This is a genomic window from Virgibacillus byunsanensis (assembly GCF_042675965.1).
Lineage (GTDB): Bacteria > Bacillota > Bacilli > Bacillales > Amphibacillaceae > Virgibacillus_R > Virgibacillus_R byunsanensis.
Genome location: NZ_JBHTKJ010000012.1, coordinates 44,143 through 60,789 on the forward strand (window position 1 = coordinate 44,143; position 16,647 = coordinate 60,789).

General features: G+C 34.6%; 13 protein-coding genes and 2 other annotated features. Of the genes, 3 read left to right on the plus strand and 10 right to left on the minus strand.

What is annotated here, in order from left to right; all coding sequences use genetic code 11:
• Positions 1 to 45 precede the first annotated feature (45 nt).
• Positions 46 to 279 carry an SPOR domain-containing protein gene (locus ACFQ3N_RS05440; protein WP_390360290.1) on the plus strand — a complete coding sequence of 78 codons (234 nt, stop codon included), beginning with the start codon at positions 46 to 48 and terminating at the stop codon, positions 277 to 279.
• Between the two features lie 82 nt (positions 280 to 361).
• Here the strand turns inward: ACFQ3N_RS05440 and ACFQ3N_RS05445 are convergent, their stop codons facing one another.
• From ACFQ3N_RS05445 to ACFQ3N_RS05470, 6 genes are all read right to left on the minus strand, one after another.
• Positions 362 to 574 carry a hypothetical protein gene (locus ACFQ3N_RS05445; RefSeq protein WP_390360292.1) on the minus strand — a complete coding sequence of 71 codons (213 nt, stop codon included), beginning with the start codon at positions 572 to 574 and terminating at the stop codon, positions 362 to 364.
• Positions 575 to 724: 150 nt separating this feature from the next.
• Positions 725 to 1,984 carry a YeeE/YedE family protein gene (locus ACFQ3N_RS05450; RefSeq protein ID WP_390360294.1) on the minus strand — a complete coding sequence of 420 codons (1,260 nt, stop codon included), beginning with the start codon at positions 1,982 to 1,984 and terminating at the stop codon, positions 725 to 727.
• Between the two features lie 141 nt (positions 1,985 to 2,125).
• Complete coding sequence (locus ACFQ3N_RS05455) at positions 2,126 to 3,202, minus strand: bifunctional 3-deoxy-7-phosphoheptulonate synthase/chorismate mutase (protein ID WP_390360296.1); 1,077 nt, start codon at positions 3,200 to 3,202, stop codon at positions 2,126 to 2,128.
• A gap of 116 nt (positions 3,203 to 3,318) precedes the next feature.
• Positions 3,319 to 3,549 (minus strand) — a binding site (T-box leader).
• Positions 3,550 to 3,587: 38 nt separating this feature from the next.
• Positions 3,588 to 3,818, minus strand: a binding site (T-box leader).
• Positions 3,819 to 4,103: 285 nt separating this feature from the next.
• Positions 4,104 to 5,027: a cysteine synthase A gene (gene cysK, locus ACFQ3N_RS05460; protein WP_390360298.1), complete on the minus strand. Its 924-nt coding sequence runs from the start codon at positions 5,025 to 5,027 to the stop codon at positions 4,104 to 4,106.
• Positions 5,028 to 5,580: 553 nt separating this feature from the next.
• Entirely contained in the window at positions 5,581 to 6,903 is a 1,323-nt protein-coding gene (locus ACFQ3N_RS05465; RefSeq protein WP_390360301.1) for a D-serine ammonia-lyase, read from the minus strand.
• Between the two features lie 528 nt (positions 6,904 to 7,431).
• Entirely contained in the window at positions 7,432 to 8,277 is an 846-nt protein-coding gene (locus tag ACFQ3N_RS05470) for a gamma-glutamylcyclotransferase (protein ID WP_390360303.1), read from the minus strand.
• 156 nt (positions 8,278 to 8,433) lie between these two features.
• Here ACFQ3N_RS05470 and ACFQ3N_RS05475 point away from each other — a divergent pair, with 156 nt between their 5' ends.
• Together ACFQ3N_RS05475 and ACFQ3N_RS05480 are read left to right on the plus strand one after the other, a co-directional pair.
• Entirely contained in the window at positions 8,434 to 9,285 is an 852-nt protein-coding gene (locus tag ACFQ3N_RS05475; RefSeq protein ID WP_390360304.1) for a COX15/CtaA family protein, read from the plus strand.
• Between the two features lie 127 nt (positions 9,286 to 9,412).
• A complete protein-coding gene (locus tag ACFQ3N_RS05480) occupies positions 9,413 to 10,546 on the plus strand; it encodes a zinc-dependent alcohol dehydrogenase (protein ID WP_390360306.1) in 1,134 nt (377 codons plus the stop codon).
• A gap of 5 nt (positions 10,547 to 10,551) precedes the next feature.
• Here the strand turns inward: ACFQ3N_RS05480 and ACFQ3N_RS05485 are convergent, their stop codons facing one another.
• The 4 genes from ACFQ3N_RS05485 to ACFQ3N_RS05500 all read right to left on the minus strand — a co-directional run bounded on the left by ACFQ3N_RS05485 (position 10,552) and on the right by ACFQ3N_RS05500 (position 16,512).
• On the minus strand, positions 10,552 to 11,415 hold the full coding sequence (locus ACFQ3N_RS05485) for a 5'-3' exonuclease (RefSeq protein WP_390360308.1): 864 nt from the start codon (positions 11,413 to 11,415) through the stop codon (positions 10,552 to 10,554).
• A 3-nt stretch (positions 11,416 to 11,418) separates the two neighbouring features.
• The gene (locus ACFQ3N_RS05490) at positions 11,419 to 15,084 is read right to left on the minus strand and encodes a dynamin family protein (RefSeq protein ID WP_390360311.1); all 3,666 of its coding nucleotides are present in this window, start codon (positions 15,082 to 15,084) and stop codon (positions 11,419 to 11,421) included.
• Positions 15,085 to 15,526: 442 nt separating this feature from the next.
• Positions 15,527 to 15,991, minus strand: coding sequence for a CBS domain-containing protein (locus ACFQ3N_RS05495; RefSeq protein ID WP_390360313.1), 465 nt, complete (start codon positions 15,989 to 15,991; stop codon positions 15,527 to 15,529).
• A gap of 59 nt (positions 15,992 to 16,050) precedes the next feature.
• Positions 16,051 to 16,512 carry a flavin reductase family protein gene (locus ACFQ3N_RS05500; RefSeq protein ID WP_390360315.1) on the minus strand — a complete coding sequence of 154 codons (462 nt, stop codon included), beginning with the start codon at positions 16,510 to 16,512 and terminating at the stop codon, positions 16,051 to 16,053.
• Between the last annotated feature and the right edge of the window lie 135 nt (positions 16,513 to 16,647).

Genomic DNA, 16,647 nt, shown 5'->3' on the forward strand with positions numbered 1-16,647 from the left:
TGTTAGTCGAATATATTAGTTGTAAATAAATAAGGGAGTTTTTTTATGGGAAAGTATAAAATTGTAGTTGAGACAACCAATAGTAAGAAACGGGCCCAACAACAGTATAACTTAATAACTAAAAATAATATTAGTACTAATATTACGACTTATAAAACAGATGGCGGAGAACTTTATAGTGTAGAAACTGGTCCATATTCAGGAAGAAAGAATGTTCTTCAAGATGTTGATAAAATTAAAGGCTTAGGAGTAGTAAATGCCTTTATTACGAGTGCCTGAAGGATTCATAGAAAGATCGTAAAAAAGCAATCTTCCAGAAGTAAGTAGAAGACTGCTTTTTTTGATAGGTATTGAAATAGCTTTATTCATTTCTTCTAGTAATCCACGTTTTTCCATCTGTGTTTCGCCTTACAATCTGCTCTTGTTCAGAGAGCTGACTAGTATTTGTGAGTCTTTCATTCTGTCCTGGATACTGTTCAAACCCATTGTTCATTACATCATTTAATACAGCTGAACTGTTTGTTTCATCTAAAATATTTTTGATTTGTTTCTTAAGCTGATCCTGATTTTTCATACTATACCTCCATCTTAAGTGATGACAAGGTTAGTATTTCCGAGTTTTTCCTTTAATATGAGTGAATCAAATTACAAATTTAATTCACTTTATTTTTTGTTCTAAAAAAGCCGCCCAAAAGGAACGGCTTCTTTACATACAATTTAATTTTTAACAAAACGAGTCTTTTGATTTTGGTACAGATAGTCCAAACAGTGGTCTTAGATATAATGCTACAAATGTACCTGCTAATGCAAGAACTCCCCATATATATCCATGAAGACTGAATGAAGCTATACCACCGAAGTATGCACCAATGTTACATCCAAATGCCAATCGTGCACCGTATCCCATGAGTAAACCACCCATAACAGCTGCGGTAACATTTTTTACATTAATCTTGGTAAGCTTGAAAAGCCCTCCTACTGCTGATGCTAAGAATGCTCCTAAAATAACACCAAGGTTTAATACAGTTGTAGAGTCCATAAATATGGATGATTCTAGTACTTGAGCGTTTGCACCTTGCCAATATCCCCAACTGGCAACATCGATACCAAAGAATTGTGCTACTTTTGAGCCCCATAATGCAAAAGCTGAGGTAACACCCCACGGCGCACCACGAGTCATTAATGTTAATGCGTTAAGAACTGCTAATGCTATAGCTGCTGCAAACAATGGCCATGATCCGCGGAAAATTCGTTTCCATCCTTTAGTTGAAGGCAAGGGAGCCATTTTTGGCGATTTTTTCTTCCTCTCGACAACTAAGGTAATCCAAGAGATTAAGCCGAATAATGCAATGGATAATGCCCAAGCACCACCATACCCAAGTCCTGTAGATGTTGCTAGCGAAATAGGTTCAAATGCAGGCATGTCTTCTGTCCAGAATGGTAGGTGACGAGCTCCAATAGTTGAACCAACAATAAAGAATAATAGTGTAACAAACATTACTGTTCGTCCGCCGCCTACTGCATAAAGTGTACCAGAAGCACACCCTCCACCAAGCTGCATACCTATACCAAACATAAAGGCACCTACTAAAAGACTAATACCAAGTGGCGACACATAACCTGTCACCCCTCCACCAAAGAATGAATACCCAAATGCCAAAATGGGGGCAAATAAGGTAACTGCAACGGCTAACATTAACATGTGTGAACGTAAAGCTTGTCCATTACCAACTGACATTAATCTACGAAATGCTGATGTGAAGCCAAAACGAGCATGGAATAATGTGTATCCAAGCAACAGACCAATGACCAGTAGTAACGGCTGTACCATATTCTGTGTAATCATGAGATACACCATCAATAGTGCCCCAATGATTAATCCGCCAATTATTAGTGGCATTTGCGGTTTATTTAATTCTGTATTCTTTTGAGTTATTGGATCTTTCACTTCATTTATAGGTTGAACTCTAGTTGTATTTTCCATTTAAAGCACCCTTTTCTGATAAAATTAGTATGAATTACTTTAATTATCATAAAGGGTATGTGTTATTGTGTCAAAACAATTTACTGGAAATGGTGAAGACAAAGGAAGAAGTAGACCATATCTGGGTCTACTTCTCCAAATTTATGCTAACTTATCTTTAAATTCTTGTAATTTATCTATGAAATCGTTAAACTCCGGTATATTCATTTGTTGAGCTGCATCAGATAAAGCGACGGCAGGGTCTGGGTGAACTTCGGCCATGATTGCGTCTGCTCCAATTGCTAATGCTGCTTTAGCTGTAGGGAATAGTAAATCTTTTCTTCCAGTAGAGTGTGTTACATCTACTACAACCGGCAAATGTGTTTCCTGTTTCAAAATAGGAACAGAAGAAATATCTAATGTATTCCTTGTTGCTTTTTCATATGTGCGAATACCACGCTCACATAAAATAATTTGATCATTTCCCTGGGAAATAATGTATTCGGCTGCATTAATAAATTCATCAATGGTTGCTGAAAGCCCTCTTTTTAATAAGACTGGCTTTTTCACCTTACCAACCGTTTTAAGTAACTCAAAGTTTTGCATGTTACGAGCTCCTATTTGAATAACATCTACATAATCTAGAGCCTGTTCTACATCTTGTGGTGTAAGAATTTCACTTACAACTGACATTCCGAATTCGTCTGCAACTTCTCTTAAAATTTGTAAACCTTCTATCCCCAATCCTTGGAAATCATAAGGAGATGTACGAGGCTTGAATGCGCCTCCCCTAATTAATGTAAGGCCTTGTTCTTTCATTGCTTTAGCAACTGATCTTACTTGCTCATAGCCTTCCACTGCACATGGACCCATAATGAAGCGTTGTGACCCATCTCCAAATGTTTCTCCATTCACATCTACAATCGTATTCTCAGGGCGTGCTTTACGAGAAACTAATAATGCTTTCTTGTGGTTATCTTCCTGCAACTCCAAACTTGCTTTAAAGATTTCCTTAAATATATGTTGTATGGTTGATGTTTCAAATGGTCCATTATGGTTCTCGTTAATCAAATCAAGTGATTGACGCTCTCGAACCGGATCAAATCTGATTATCCCTTGCTTTTCTTTCTGTGTACCAATTTCTTGAACGATTTCTGCCCGTTGATTCAATAATGATAAGATTTGTAAGTTTACCTCGTCTATTTTATTACGTAGTTCTGCTAGCTCATTTGTACTCATTTCTAATTCCTCCTAAAATTATTTTTTATTAGTGTAAAACATCACTTTTATTAGAAAATATATGCTATGCATCACTCCCCCAAATAAAAAATCGTCCCTGTCGAAAAAACATAAACGACAGGGACGATTGTAATCGCGGTACCACCCTTGTTGTGAACATATAACAGTCCACCTCTTGTTATTGATAACGATCAATTGACCGTCTTTTTCTTCATGAAGAATAGTCTTAACGAAGAAAAAGAAGCTCCAGGATTGTAATTCATGCTTATCTTTGGCTGACTTCCACCACCATCAGCTCTCTTTTACAGGGAGATAAGACACTACTTGTGTCCTTTCGTTGCTTATTATTTATTCAAATTTAAAAATCCCTACTGATTAAAAAACCAGTAGGGACGATTGTAATCGCGGTACCACCCTAGTTGTGAATAATTCAATTCACCACTTCATTTTGTTAACGATCAGAGATGACCGTTTCCCCTTCATAAAGATTTCACATTACGAATGAGAAAGAAGCTCCAGGATTGTAATTCATGCTTATCTTTGACTGATTCACACCACCATCAGCTCTCTAATACAGGGAGATAAGACATTACTTTTTTCCGTTCATTGCCGAATGATATTTTAATTGTTAAGTATTGTTACATATTGTATGATAACTTTTGGTACTCTGTCAATACTTTTTTACTAATCAATTCCTAGCAATTTTACATATCAAGGTTCTTAGACAATCCTTCACTAAAATATATCTAATTATAATGAAGGGAGAGATTACTTTGAAAAATCTTGATTGGCTATTATTACTATTTGTTGGTTCTTCTCTCATACACGAGTACTGGGTATACTGGGGACTTCCAAAAGTACATTATTGGGATACTAAAAAGAACCATTTACATTAAAAAATTTAGTTTTCATCAAATAAGTTCATACTTAAGTATCGTTCACCTGAATCCGGAGCGATACATAAAACACGCTTTCCCTTACCTAAACGTTTTGCAACATCAATAGCCGCAAATATTGCTGCAGCTCCTGAAAGCCCTACAAATAATCCCTCTCGTTTTCCGATCTCTTTAAACATGTTTACTGCATCTTTATCATCGATTTGCATAATTTCATCATAAATAGATGTATTTAATATCTCAGGCACAAATCCTGGACTAGTTCCGACTAATTTATGTTTTCCTGGTTTGCCTCCAGATAATACTGGAGATCCTTTAGGTTCAACAACCGTAATAAAAAGGTCGGAAATTTTCTCTTTTAGCACTTCACCTGTACCTGTAACCGTTCCGCCTGTTCCTGCAGTACAAATAAAGGCATCTAAATTACCATCCATTTGATCAAAAATTTCAAGAGCTGTAGTTGTTCGGTGGATATCGGGATTTGCATGATTTTCAAATTGTTGCGGTATAAAACTACCTGGAATTTCTTTTTGAAGTTCGAATGCTTTCTCAATTGCTCCTGGCATTTTCTCAGCACTTGGTGTTAAAACGACTTTAGCGCCATAAGCTTTTAGTATATTTCTTCTTTCTTGTGTACTATTATCTGGCATAACCATAATTGCCTTGTACCCTTTTGCAGCTGCATTCATTGCAAGACCAATTCCAGTATTTCCACTGGTCGGTTCAATTATCGTATCTCCTGGTTTTATTAGCCCTTTTTCTTCAGCTACTTTAATCATATTATATGCTGCTCGGTCTTTGACGCTTTTACTTGGATTAAATGCTTCAAGTTTAACGAAAACCTCAGCTGCATCGTTTGGAATCATTTTATTTAGTTTTAAAATTGGAGTTTCTCCAATTAATTCAGTAATGTTATTTACTACTTTCATGTTAAGCAACCCTTCTGTTGTGTTGTATAGTTTAATTCATAGTATTTTTATATACATAATAACATATTACCTTTTCCGCAACACAATAAGATAATCGTTAACCACGATAATATGTATTTTACCCTACATAATTAGAACTTATAAAAGAAATTAGTGTACTTGTGGGATATTTTGGTAATAAAAATATGTATGATAATAAATAATTTTTATTTCATGGGACACAATAATTTTGTAGGTGAAGTCTACATTGGCTTTGCAAAAAAAATTAAGGGAGTGCATTTTTTTGAACAACAATAACAATAACAACAACAGAAATCTTGACCGTAACAACAATAACAACAACAACAATAACAACAACCGAGATGTTAACAACGTTGAATTTGCCAATGAAAACGAGTTTCTTGATGAGAACGTAGATAACAACAATAACAATAACAACAGAAATCGCAACAGAAACAACAACAATAATAATAACAACAATAACCGCAATAACTAATCTAAGAACCTGTAAAACCTGTATAACCGATCAAACGGTTATACAGGTTTTACTATTTCATAGGAATAATTTACCTTTTTCATAAAAACGTTGCATGTCCTCATCTGGTACAAGAGCACCACCTGTTGCCCATGCAATGTGAGTGACTTGTTTAATATCTGTATCTTTTGCATAATTTGATTGAGCAATTCGTTGTGGTCCTATTAACCCTGCTAATGCCGAGGGTTCAAGAAAAATGTTCTCTGTCTCAACAAGCATGGCAAGTAACTGAAATAACGTATCATCTTCTATAGTATAGATACCATTTACCAATTGATCACTTATGGTTGTGGCAAATCTTGACGGTCTTCCTACAGCTAATCCATCTGCAGCGGTCTGATTATCGATGCCAAAATCCTGAACACTTATATCATCCATTTTTCCAGTTAATAATCCTATTAAAACGGATGGTGAATGTGTTGGTTCCACAAAAAAGCAGTGTACACTATCACCAAACACTTGCTTTAATCCAAATGTGATTCCACCAGGAGAACCTCCAACTCCGCATGGTAGGTAAACAAACAATGGGTGTTCACGGTTCACGGTGATATTTTTCTCATCCAATTGTTTTTTCAATCTGAATGCAGCTACACTATAACCCAAAAACAAATGTTTGGAATCTTCATCATCAACAAAATACCCTTTAGCATCAGCAATTGTTTGTTGTCTTCCAGTAGATATTGCTTCACTAAAATCTCCGGTGAACTCATGAACATGTGCACCCTTTTCTCGGAGTAAATCCTTCTTCCATTGTTTTGCGTCTGCAGACATGTATACAGATACGTTAAAACCAAGTTTTGCACTGATGATCCCAATACTTAATCCTAAATTTCCTGTAGAACCTACACCGATGGTATATTGCTGGAAAAATTTTTTAAACTTCTCACTGGAGAAAATTTCATAATTATCATGCTGCTGCAATAGACCTTCTTGAAGTGCTAATGATTCTGCATAATGCAGTACTTCATATATCCCACCTCTTGCCTTTATTGACCCAGCAATAGGTAACTCATTATCACATTTAAGATAAAGATCACCATGTATGGGATGAGTAAAAGTATCAGCTAATTTCTGCTCCATCTTACTGATTTGCCTTAAGGGAGATTCAATGTATCCATTTGCTTCCCTTGTTTCTGGGAATTCAGCCGCTAAAAATGAGGCAAATCTAACCCATAATTGCTCTGCTGCCTCCATGTCTTGTTTAGTCAAAGGCAATTTGTTTAGTTCACTATCCGATAAAATAATTGGGTTTTGCCAAAAAACTGGTTGTAAAGCCAAAATTTCGGTTAATAACGGGTATGTTTGTTTCCACTTTGTTAATTCTTCGTTTGAAAAAACCATTATGACCTCCTATATAACCTAGTGTTATCATTTTTAATCATTTTTATTTCTCCGTGATTCCAGTTCGCTTTTGTACCTTCAAGGACAGGTACAACGTCATAGTGTCCCGTTAGGCCAATAGGTTTTTTGCTGGAATCATGACAAATCCATTTATAAATTAATGAGTAGCCATTTACCTTTTCAAATTCAAACTTTTCGTGAACGTTTGGATAACTATTCCGAATAAAAGTTAGAAATTCATCAAACGTGATCTAAATCAAATCGTTCTCGATCCTGATATGATATCGTTTGATATGTTAAAGCTTCCGTAAAATGACTAATTGCTTGTTCTTCATCCATTTCCACCTTGGATAACGGAGCTTCAGGTGTTAAAAAGAGTTATCATACCAAATAATAAAACCACTCCCCTACTATAAGAAAAACTATTTTTATCTTGTTCATTAGTTACCCCCAAATGTATTTTCGTTAATTATACATTCGCTAAAAAATAATTGAATCCCTGTTTTAAACTCTGTTAACGTATTTAATTTATTTCATTAATAAGTCGATTTTTGTCTGTAACATATTTATATATGATTCATTTAAAATTCCCGTAGCACCTCTAATAATTTCAGTTGCATATAGTACTGTCGGCTTTGTTTCTGGCATTTTCGTAATTCCAATAAAAGTTAGCGCTTCGACTGCTTTACCGTTCAACTCAATGGTAATTACTGCAGGTCGGTAGCCGTTGTTGTATACTCCTTCTCGCTTGTATAGATAGTCAAGTGCCTCCATTGAAATTTTATACACGACTCCTTCCATGTACTCTTCCTTGGATTCAATTATGTCTGCTTTCCCGCCATCAGATGTACTTTTCGAAAAACGTAATCCATGTCCATCTAACATTCCTTTTCCCTCAATGGCTTTGAATAGTGCATGTACATTAGCAAGTTTAAAGCGTTCGTCATCCATACAAGATCCATAGGCAAAGTAAAGCAAATTTTCCTGTTGTAAATATTGAAATACCTTCCAATCACCAAAAGGAATATCATCAATTGAATGTTCCAACGATCGACCACTGACATAGGTAATTGCTTCTATTATATTGCCTTTATCGTTATAAACCGTGATCGGTACACGTTCATATAAGTTATCACTTCCGTTTTCTATATACCCTTCTAGATCATTAATTCTGTCAAACTGTGCATCTGTTACCTCATACACTTCACCGAAAACTTTCACAGAGTCTGAAGGTTTCATTATAGGATATCCGTAACTTGTATCAAATAATTGCCCATTTACCCACGCTTGCATATAAATACACCGGGACCCTTCCAAATAATGATGGTTTCGCTCCCCTTGCCGTAATGTGCCATATACAAAAATTAGATTCATATTTATTCCCCCATTATAAAGTTAATCGTATTTATAGTTTACGTGAAAATGTTAAACAACAAAACTAATTTAATAGAAGTGATACAGAACACAATGATTAATTAGACTATTTGCTACACTATTAGTGTTTATTCTACTCGGAAAGGAGTGTTGTGTTTGTCTAGAGGAAAAATAGCTTTTTTTACGATTATCCTTACCTATTTTTTAATTGTGTTTGGAGGGTATGTAGCATCATCAGAATCAGGGATGGGTTGTGGGCCTGAATGGCCATTATGTAATGGTGAGGTCATTCCGGACTTACAGGGTGATACATTGATTGAATTTGGTCATCGTGTAATAGGTGCATTATTGTTCTTCTTAACCATTATTATTTTTGTAAAGGTGAAGAAAGAGAATAGTAGTAACTTAGAAAGAACCGTTGCGAATTGGATGCTTGGATTACTTATTCTACAATTGGTTATGGGCGCAATTGTAGTATTTTATCATCTACCATCTATTATAATCACTATACATTTACTAATTGCAATGATTTTCTTAGGAATTTTAATTTGGTTTTGGCGCTTTAATAGTGGATATGTGATACGGGAAAGTAATGATAACCACCAGATTAAAAAGCATATCAATAGGATTGTTATACTTTTATTTATCACCATTGGACTCGGAGCTTATATTAAACACCAGCATTACGGTTTAGCTTGTGGTTGGTTGGAATGTGGTGCAGAGGCAATTCCTTCAACAATACCAGAAATATTACAATCCATACACAGATTACTAGCTATATTGTCAACGTTTTATATTCTTTTTACTACATATAAAGTATTTTCAATTTATAATTCAAGATTAAAAACGCATATGGTTCTCGCACTTGTAGTAATACTTATACAACTTATCATAGGGGTCATGACAATCGTATCGTTAGTATCCATTTCGTTTGCCGTTCTACATTTAGCAGCAGCAACATTATTGTTTGCTATTGTAGTCGATGCAAGAACGCTTATTAGAGACTAAATGAAACAGGACTCATTTTGAAATAAAGATGAGTTCTGTTTTTTTAACTATTACAACCGTATAATTTGCAAATAATTTACACAATATACGAGGTAGTTAAGATTAATGGTACAGGAGGAACAAAGATATGAGAGCTGTTACCTATCAAGGTAAGCAATCTGTTGCGGTTAAAAACGTAGAATTCCCCACTATTCAGGATCCCCAGGATGTTATTATTAAAGTAACTTCAACTGCCATTTGTGGTTCTGATTTACATTTATATCAAGGAAACTTTCCACTACCTATTGGGTATATTATTGGTCATGAGCCAATGGGAATTGTTGAAGAAATAGGCTCTGAAGTAACAAAACTTAAAAAAGGAGATCGTGTCGTTATTCCGTTTACGGTTGCTTGTGGTACATGTGTTTATTGCAACAACCACTTAGAAAGTCAATGTGATAACTCAAATCCTCATTATGATTCAGGTGGGTATTTTGGGTATTCAGAAAAGTTTGGTGATTATCCTGGTGGACAGGCTGAATACTTACGGGTACCTTATGGAAATTATACGCCTTTTTTAATTCCACAGGATTGTGAGCTTGACGATGAACAGCTATTATTTTTATCCGACGTTTTGCCAACTGCTTATTGGAGTGTGGAACATGCGGGAGTAAAGAAAGGTGATACTGTTATCATATTAGGTTGCGGTCCAATAGGTTTAATGGCACAAAAATTCGCATGGCAAAAAGGGGCAGAAAGAGTAATCGCAGTGGACTATTTTGATTATCGATTAAATCATGCACAAAAAGTAAATAAGACGGAGATATATGATTTCACAAAATATGATGATATGGGAGAGACGTTAAAAGAGTTAACAAAAGGTGGAGCTGATATTGTCATTGATTGTGTAGGAATGGATGGAAAAAAGTCACCGCTTGAATATGTAGAACAGAAAATGAAATTACAAGGCGGTACTTTAGGTCCTATCCAGATTTCTACAAAAGCAGTACGAAAAAATGGCGTTGTTCAATTAACCGGTGTATACGGAGGCTTATATAATATGTTTCCGTTAGGCCCATTTTTCACACGTAACATTACTTTAAAAATGGGGCAAGCCCCAGCACGTAGTTACATGCAGAAGCTTTACCAACAGGTTGTGAATAAAGAAATTGATCCTACAACTATCATCACGCATACCCTTTCATTAGATGAGGCATCACATGGATATGATATATTTAATGAAAGAAAAGATGATTGTATTAAAGTTATCTTAAAACCATAGTAAGACTATAGTAACTTATCTAGATTTTTGAATTCTAACTCGTTAAATTTCTCTTCAATTTGACTCTTGTTAATTTCCCAGAGTGCGCTGTCCAATGTACAACTGACTGGTACATCGCACTTAATTTCAGCCAATTTCCTAGATAAATGCAACATTTCCATATCAGTGTTTATTTTAGTTTGAATTCCTTTTGCTAATTTATCAATATTGGTAAGTATTCCATCAACAGAACCGTACTCCTGAATGAGTTTAAGTGCTGTTTTCTCTCCAATTCCTTTTACACCCGGGTAATTATCAGAGGAATCACCCATTAATCCCTTTAGATCAATAATTTGTCTTGGGGAAATTCCCTTTTTGTCATAGAAATTATCCTGATCAAACAATTCATAGTTTCCCTGGCCTTTTCGCATGATTGCAACACTAACACCATTATCAACTAGTTGGAGAATGTCCTGATCCCCTGTCAAAATAATTACATCATGTTCAACAGAATAGTGACTTGCTAATGTACCGATACAATCATCTGCTTCATAGTTCTCAAGTCCGATATTAGGCATGTTAAATGCACCTACCACTTCTTTAATAAGATCAAATTGAGGAATTAATTCCTCTGGTGGTTCGGAACGGTTTGCTTTATATCCATCATATAGGTCAGTACGAAACGTTTTACTTCCCATATCCCAGCAACAAATTACATGTGTAGGATTAAACTTCTCTTTAGCATCCAAAAAATAACGCATAAACTGGTATACACCGTTGGTAGGTACCCCTTTACTTGTTTTCATAAAATTACCACGAAAGGAAGTTGCAAAAAATCCGCGAAATAACAATGCCATTCCATCGACTAATAATACTTTTTGCCTGTCCATCATTTACTCACCCTTTCTGTTATAATTTTTTAGTGCTAATGATTCGAGAACACGACTCTTGGTCCTTAAGTCTTCCATATCTACTGGTGATGTCATTATATTAATGTAACTATCAATATGCATATCTAGGTTTTTTCTGGTTTGAGTTTTAATCATAGTTATTTGCTGCTCCCATTGTCGTAAATACATATCATTCATGATTGACTTATTCTCTTCTATATATGCTTTAGCGATTGGTTCTAAGTGTACATAAATTTGTTCCTTCATTTGCTCTTTTTCATTTTTTTCGAAGAATGCTTTTGTACCTTTAAAGCTAGCCAATGGTTTGTCAAACTCATAAATATCAATTGATTGAAACGCTTGTTCATAGCCAGGTGTTTCTAGTTCCATTGGATCAAAATTAGGCATAACAAATGTGTCGTCAACTTGTCGTCCTTTGTTAGCAAGATCTTCATATGCTTCTGTTGCAAGTGATGTTATAAACGATTCTATTCTTAAAGATACTGCTTGTAATTCCTGCATTAGTTCAAATCCTGCATAATCTATTAAATTCCTTAAACTTGTCCTCAATTGATCTTTAGCTTTTTTGCCAGATTCCGAAATGGTGGTTGGGTTAAACGTCTCCTTAAACATATCATGAAATCTAATGGATAGTCTCTCTAACACATAATATAACTGTTTATCCATTTTTTGCGTAATTTGATCACCATATATATCAGAAGCTATAGAACTTATATGTTCTGCAATTATTTCTTTTTTAGAAAGTAATTCGTTTTGATAATTTTGTTTTTCAGCTTCATTTAAATTCAGTGAATCCATATAATGTTGCATTGTTTGTGAAGCGCGTTTCATATCCCATAATGCTGATTGGACCGTTAACTCCATTAAATCATTATGGATGAACTGATAGAAACGATCCTCAAAGTGCTGCATTTTCTTATTTAAAGATGGACCCTTTTGTTTTTCTATCAGTGATTGCTTACTAGAAACGGAATATAGCTTTGGAAAACGAACACCTAATTGTATTAATTGCTCTTGCACATAATTGGAAACAACTTTAAGTTCATTAGTAGTTTCAGCTAAATCCGCAGCATTTACAATGAAAAACATTTTATCTAATTGAAATGATTCTTTAACACGACCTAATTGCATGAGAAAATCTTTGTCAGCACGTGATAATGCATGGTTATAATACGTAACATATAAAATGGCATCCGCATGTTTTATATAGTTAAATGCCACGTTTGTATGACGAGCATTTACGGAGTCCGCACCAGGGGTATCGACTAATGTTATGCCCTGTCTTGTTAAGGAACAATCATAATAAAGATCAATTGATTCCATATAACATGCCATTGTCTCGTCTGTTACATAATGTGTAAATTCATCAAGTGTAATCGTTATTGTCTTTCCAATATGATCCTTATTTTTTGTATAACCTGCCATCATAGCTTGTAGATAAGATTGATACATCTTATTTAATTGTGCATGATGATGAATATTGTTTTTCTCAACCCACTTCAGTAACTCTTCCAGTTTATGAACAGGAGGTGAAAAATGCTTCATAATTAGTGATAAGTCTTGTTGTAGCGTATCATGATTCTTTAATGTAACCACAACACTCCCATGTTTATGCTTTTCACTTACCGGCCGAATCCGATTAACAGTTGCTGTTGTTGGATTCGGAGAAACAGGAAGTACAAGTTCACCAAGTAAAGCATTTGCAAATGAAGATTTCCCAGCACTGAATGCCCCAAATAAGGCGATCGTGTAATATCGATTCTTTAAGCGCTCACGCTTTACGGCGATATCCTCTACTATTGTCTCGAATCCTGGAAGTTCTTCAATCGTATAAATTGTTTCATCAACATAATCTAATACATCTTGAATAGAATATGAGTACTCACTTGCAACTGGTCTTTCTTCTGTTGGATAAACCATTGATTCATATTTTTTTCGTTCTAATTTACTTGGAGTTACTGCTTGCTTAATGGGCTGCTTTCTGGAATTTAATTCATTCTCAAGCAGCTGCCATGCTGTCTCCTTAGAAGCAGTTTTAGACATTTGTTCATCAATCAAACGTAATTTTTCATCTAGTTCTAATTGAATAGCATCCCGTTTCATCTTTTGTGACTGGACTTCTTGCAGTTGATCAAGTTGCTCTTTATAAATAGTGATTTCTTCATTGTTTTCCTGAAGGACAATACCATACACGTACTTCCACAGCTCACGTGCCTTTACCTTAAATTTATTTTTACTAACTGAACTGACATCATTCGTATAATGTAAGATATAATCACCATTTACTGTTGCACCCGGTTTTATCAAGTTAATCAGTTCTTCACCGGTAAATGTTACGCTTAACTCCTGAACACGTTTTTGGACAGAAGCATCAGTTACATTGTAGTTTTTCCATAATTTGATGAATTTTTCACGCAGTTTCCATTGAATCCCGGAATTTATATTTTCTTGTAAAGGAGTTAAGAAAGCTTCTAAGCGCTTATTTTTCTCCTCAGCAGTTTTACGTTTTGTTGCGAATAACCCAACTTTAAAATCACTTTGTTGTGATTCTAAAAATGAAGCGGCTTTATCACGTAATTCAGCAGGCATAATATAGGCGTTTTTTAGAGTTGTGTTTAATTCCTTGAGAAACTTCTTTTCTATTTCCACAGGTTCATTTTGTAGATTTGTTATTTTTTCTTTAAGTTTATCTATTTTTGTAAACATGTTCTCTTGGTCATGATCAGCTACAAAGCTGGACATTTTATCTTCATACTCTACTGATAAATAATGTTTATGTTCTTCCACAACCCCGTTCACAGCTTGTTCAATCCCAAAGTATTTGTCCTTGTTTGTAGCCATTATGGATAATAAAGCTTCCTGTATTTTTGTAAATTGATTATGGTCAGCAGTGGAGTCAATTAGAGATGAATAAAGAATAGCTTCAGGAAATATATTCCATTGATCAAACGTTTGTTTAATTTTTTCATCAAACGTATTAAACGGTAATTCTGTTTCATCATGCTTATCTATTTGGTTAACAATCACATAAAAAGGAACGCCTTTTTCCTGCAATAATTTTAGGAATTGCAGGTTAACTTCCGATTGAACATGATTATAATCCATCACATAAAATAGTACGTCTACTAGGTGTAAAGACCCCTCTGTAATTAACCGATCTGCATCATCTGCAGCATCAATTCCCGGTGTATCAAGTATGGAGCAGTCTTGAGGAATAACATTATTTAGAGTACTTAATTCGATATTTTTTATAGTATCTTTATCTTTGCAATACTCCTTAATCATTTCAATATCATATGGTGCTTTATATTCTAATGGCTCATCATGGTGAAAGAATATACGGGCTGCTCCTTCACCAGAAGTAATTTTTACAATGTTTGCGCTGGTTGGAATTGGGCTTTTAGGCAAAATATCCTCACCTAAGAGTGCATTAATCATAGAAGATTTCCCAGCAGAAAAATGACCAGCAAAGCTGATCATTAACTCCTGATTTTCCAATTTTTCATATAAATCAAGGATTTTATTAGCGCTCTTGTGGTCGTTTTGTTTATACATTGTTTCATGTATTGCTACTAAAGACGATAGTTTAGTAGCGGGTTGCAACTTTTCTTTTATCATCACGGTGTACATATCCTTTCTCAATACCATACTGCGTCTATTATACGGAATTTAATACTAAATTTCTACCATCTAAAATTTATCGAACTTAGGCGAGAAGACTCCTTCCTCAAAACACGTCAGTGTTTAGGTGGGAGAGGATGTCAAATATGAGGATATTTTTGCATTCTATTTTTATCCTTTAATTCAAGTCCTCTTGATAAAATGTAAAATGAGAAAATAACTAGTACAAAAGCTAATAATGGATAAAACAGTATCCATTGATAATCATATACCAATTATAGAGAATAAAAATATCATTCGTTTTAACCCCTGTTTCATCATTCTTGGTAGCTATAATGTCGTAAAATTCAATAATATTAAAGACCATTGCTAAAATAATTCGTCAATATTTACTATAATTCGACAATTATGAATTCATATATAAAAACCCCCGCAAACTGGTTGCGGAGGTTTTGTTTACAATTACAGTTTATAGATTAGCTACTAGTTTTGTGGATATATATCGTATAATATCTCCACGACTTATTACCCCTACGACTTTGTTCTCATCATTAATAACTGGTATCTTTTTTATCCTATATCTAGAGAAAATTTCTAATGCATCTTCCAACTGACCCTCGGAACGAACGGTGTGAATTACCTTCTTATGCATTATTTTTTCAACTGGATGTTCAATGGTATATTCAAGTTTTTGCCTCAAGTCTTCTTTTTCACTAACAAGAACTAATGTAAAAACATCATAAACTGTTCTTCCCTTTGGTTGGACATAGCGGATGACATCACCATCACTGATCATCCCAATAAGTTTATTATTGTCGTCAACCACCGGGACACCACCGATTTTATGTTCAACAAGGATTTTTAGTAAATTTTTAATTGATGTATCCTTTGTTACACAAATGACATCGGTTATCATAAAATCTTTGATCTTCATTACTTCACCTCTAGTTTTAATTGGTAACGTTGTGTGGGTTATTAGTGAAAAAACACTATTTACGGCTTTAATGTTCGATATTGACCACCGTGATACAGAATTGGATTACCGTCGTTAACTTGAAAATCAGTTACTTCAGCTATAAAAATCATATGGTCCCCAGCTTTAGCTGTTTCCTTTACATGGCATGCTAAAGTGGCAATTGAATCTTCAATAACAGGGATATGATCTAATGTTTTGAAATTGATCTCTCTATCTTTTTCTATTTGTTTAGCAAAAATCATGGATAATTCTTTTTGATCTTCTCTCAAAATACTCAATCCAAATTTATTTGTTTCCTGTAATTTAGTATACATTCTTGCTTTTTCATCAATAGATATAGCTATTAATTTGGGATCTAATGACACAGACATAAAAGCATTGACAGTCATTCCCATAATTTCATTATCGTCTTCAGTTGTTACAATAGTGATACCCGTTGCAAATTTACCCATTGCATCACGATATATTCTATTATCCATTTTTAAGATGTCCCCCTCTTTTCATCATGTACCACTGTTATTTTAGAATATCATTTATATGGATACATTTGAACAAAGAAGCATTATTGGTTAACATAATTATATTATCGAAAACTTGTGAGAGTATATTCTTTT

What these genes read in the sequence shown, in the direction of transcription:
- cysK (WP_390360298.1), bottom strand. Translation starts at nt 5,027, where the DNA reads ATGAAAGTAGTAAATAACATTACTGAATTAATTGGAGAAACTCCAATT.
- ACFQ3N_RS05490 (WP_390360311.1), bottom strand. Translation starts at nt 15,084, where the DNA reads ATGGTATTGAGAAAGGATATGTACACCGTGATGATAAAAGAAAAGTTG.
- ACFQ3N_RS05450 (WP_390360294.1), bottom strand. Translation starts at nt 1,984, where the DNA reads ATGGAAAATACAACTAGAGTTCAACCTATAAATGAAGTGAAAGATCCA.
- ACFQ3N_RS05470 (WP_390360303.1), bottom strand. Translation starts at nt 8,277, where the DNA reads ATGAATCTAATTTTTGTATATGGCACATTACGGCAAGGGGAGCGAAAC.
- ACFQ3N_RS05455 (WP_390360296.1), bottom strand. Translation starts at nt 3,202, where the DNA reads ATGAGTACAAATGAGCTAGCAGAACTACGTAATAAAATAGACGAGGTA.
- ACFQ3N_RS05440 (WP_390360290.1), top strand. Translation starts at nt 46, where the DNA reads ATGGGAAAGTATAAAATTGTAGTTGAGACAACCAATAGTAAGAAACGG.
- ACFQ3N_RS05495 (WP_390360313.1), bottom strand. Translation starts at nt 15,991, where the DNA reads ATGAAGATCAAAGATTTTATGATAACCGATGTCATTTGTGTAACAAAG.
- ACFQ3N_RS05500 (WP_390360315.1), bottom strand. Translation starts at nt 16,512, where the DNA reads ATGGATAATAGAATATATCGTGATGCAATGGGTAAATTTGCAACGGGT.
- ACFQ3N_RS05485 (WP_390360308.1), bottom strand. Translation starts at nt 11,415, where the DNA reads ATGGACAGGCAAAAAGTATTATTAGTCGATGGAATGGCATTGTTATTT.
- ACFQ3N_RS05445 (WP_390360292.1), bottom strand. Translation starts at nt 574, where the DNA reads ATGAAAAATCAGGATCAGCTTAAGAAACAAATCAAAAATATTTTAGAT.
- ACFQ3N_RS05480 (WP_390360306.1), top strand. Translation starts at nt 9,413, where the DNA reads ATGAGAGCTGTTACCTATCAAGGTAAGCAATCTGTTGCGGTTAAAAAC.
- ACFQ3N_RS05465 (WP_390360301.1), bottom strand. Translation starts at nt 6,903, where the DNA reads ATGGTTTTTTCAAACGAAGAATTAACAAAGTGGAAACAAACATACCCG.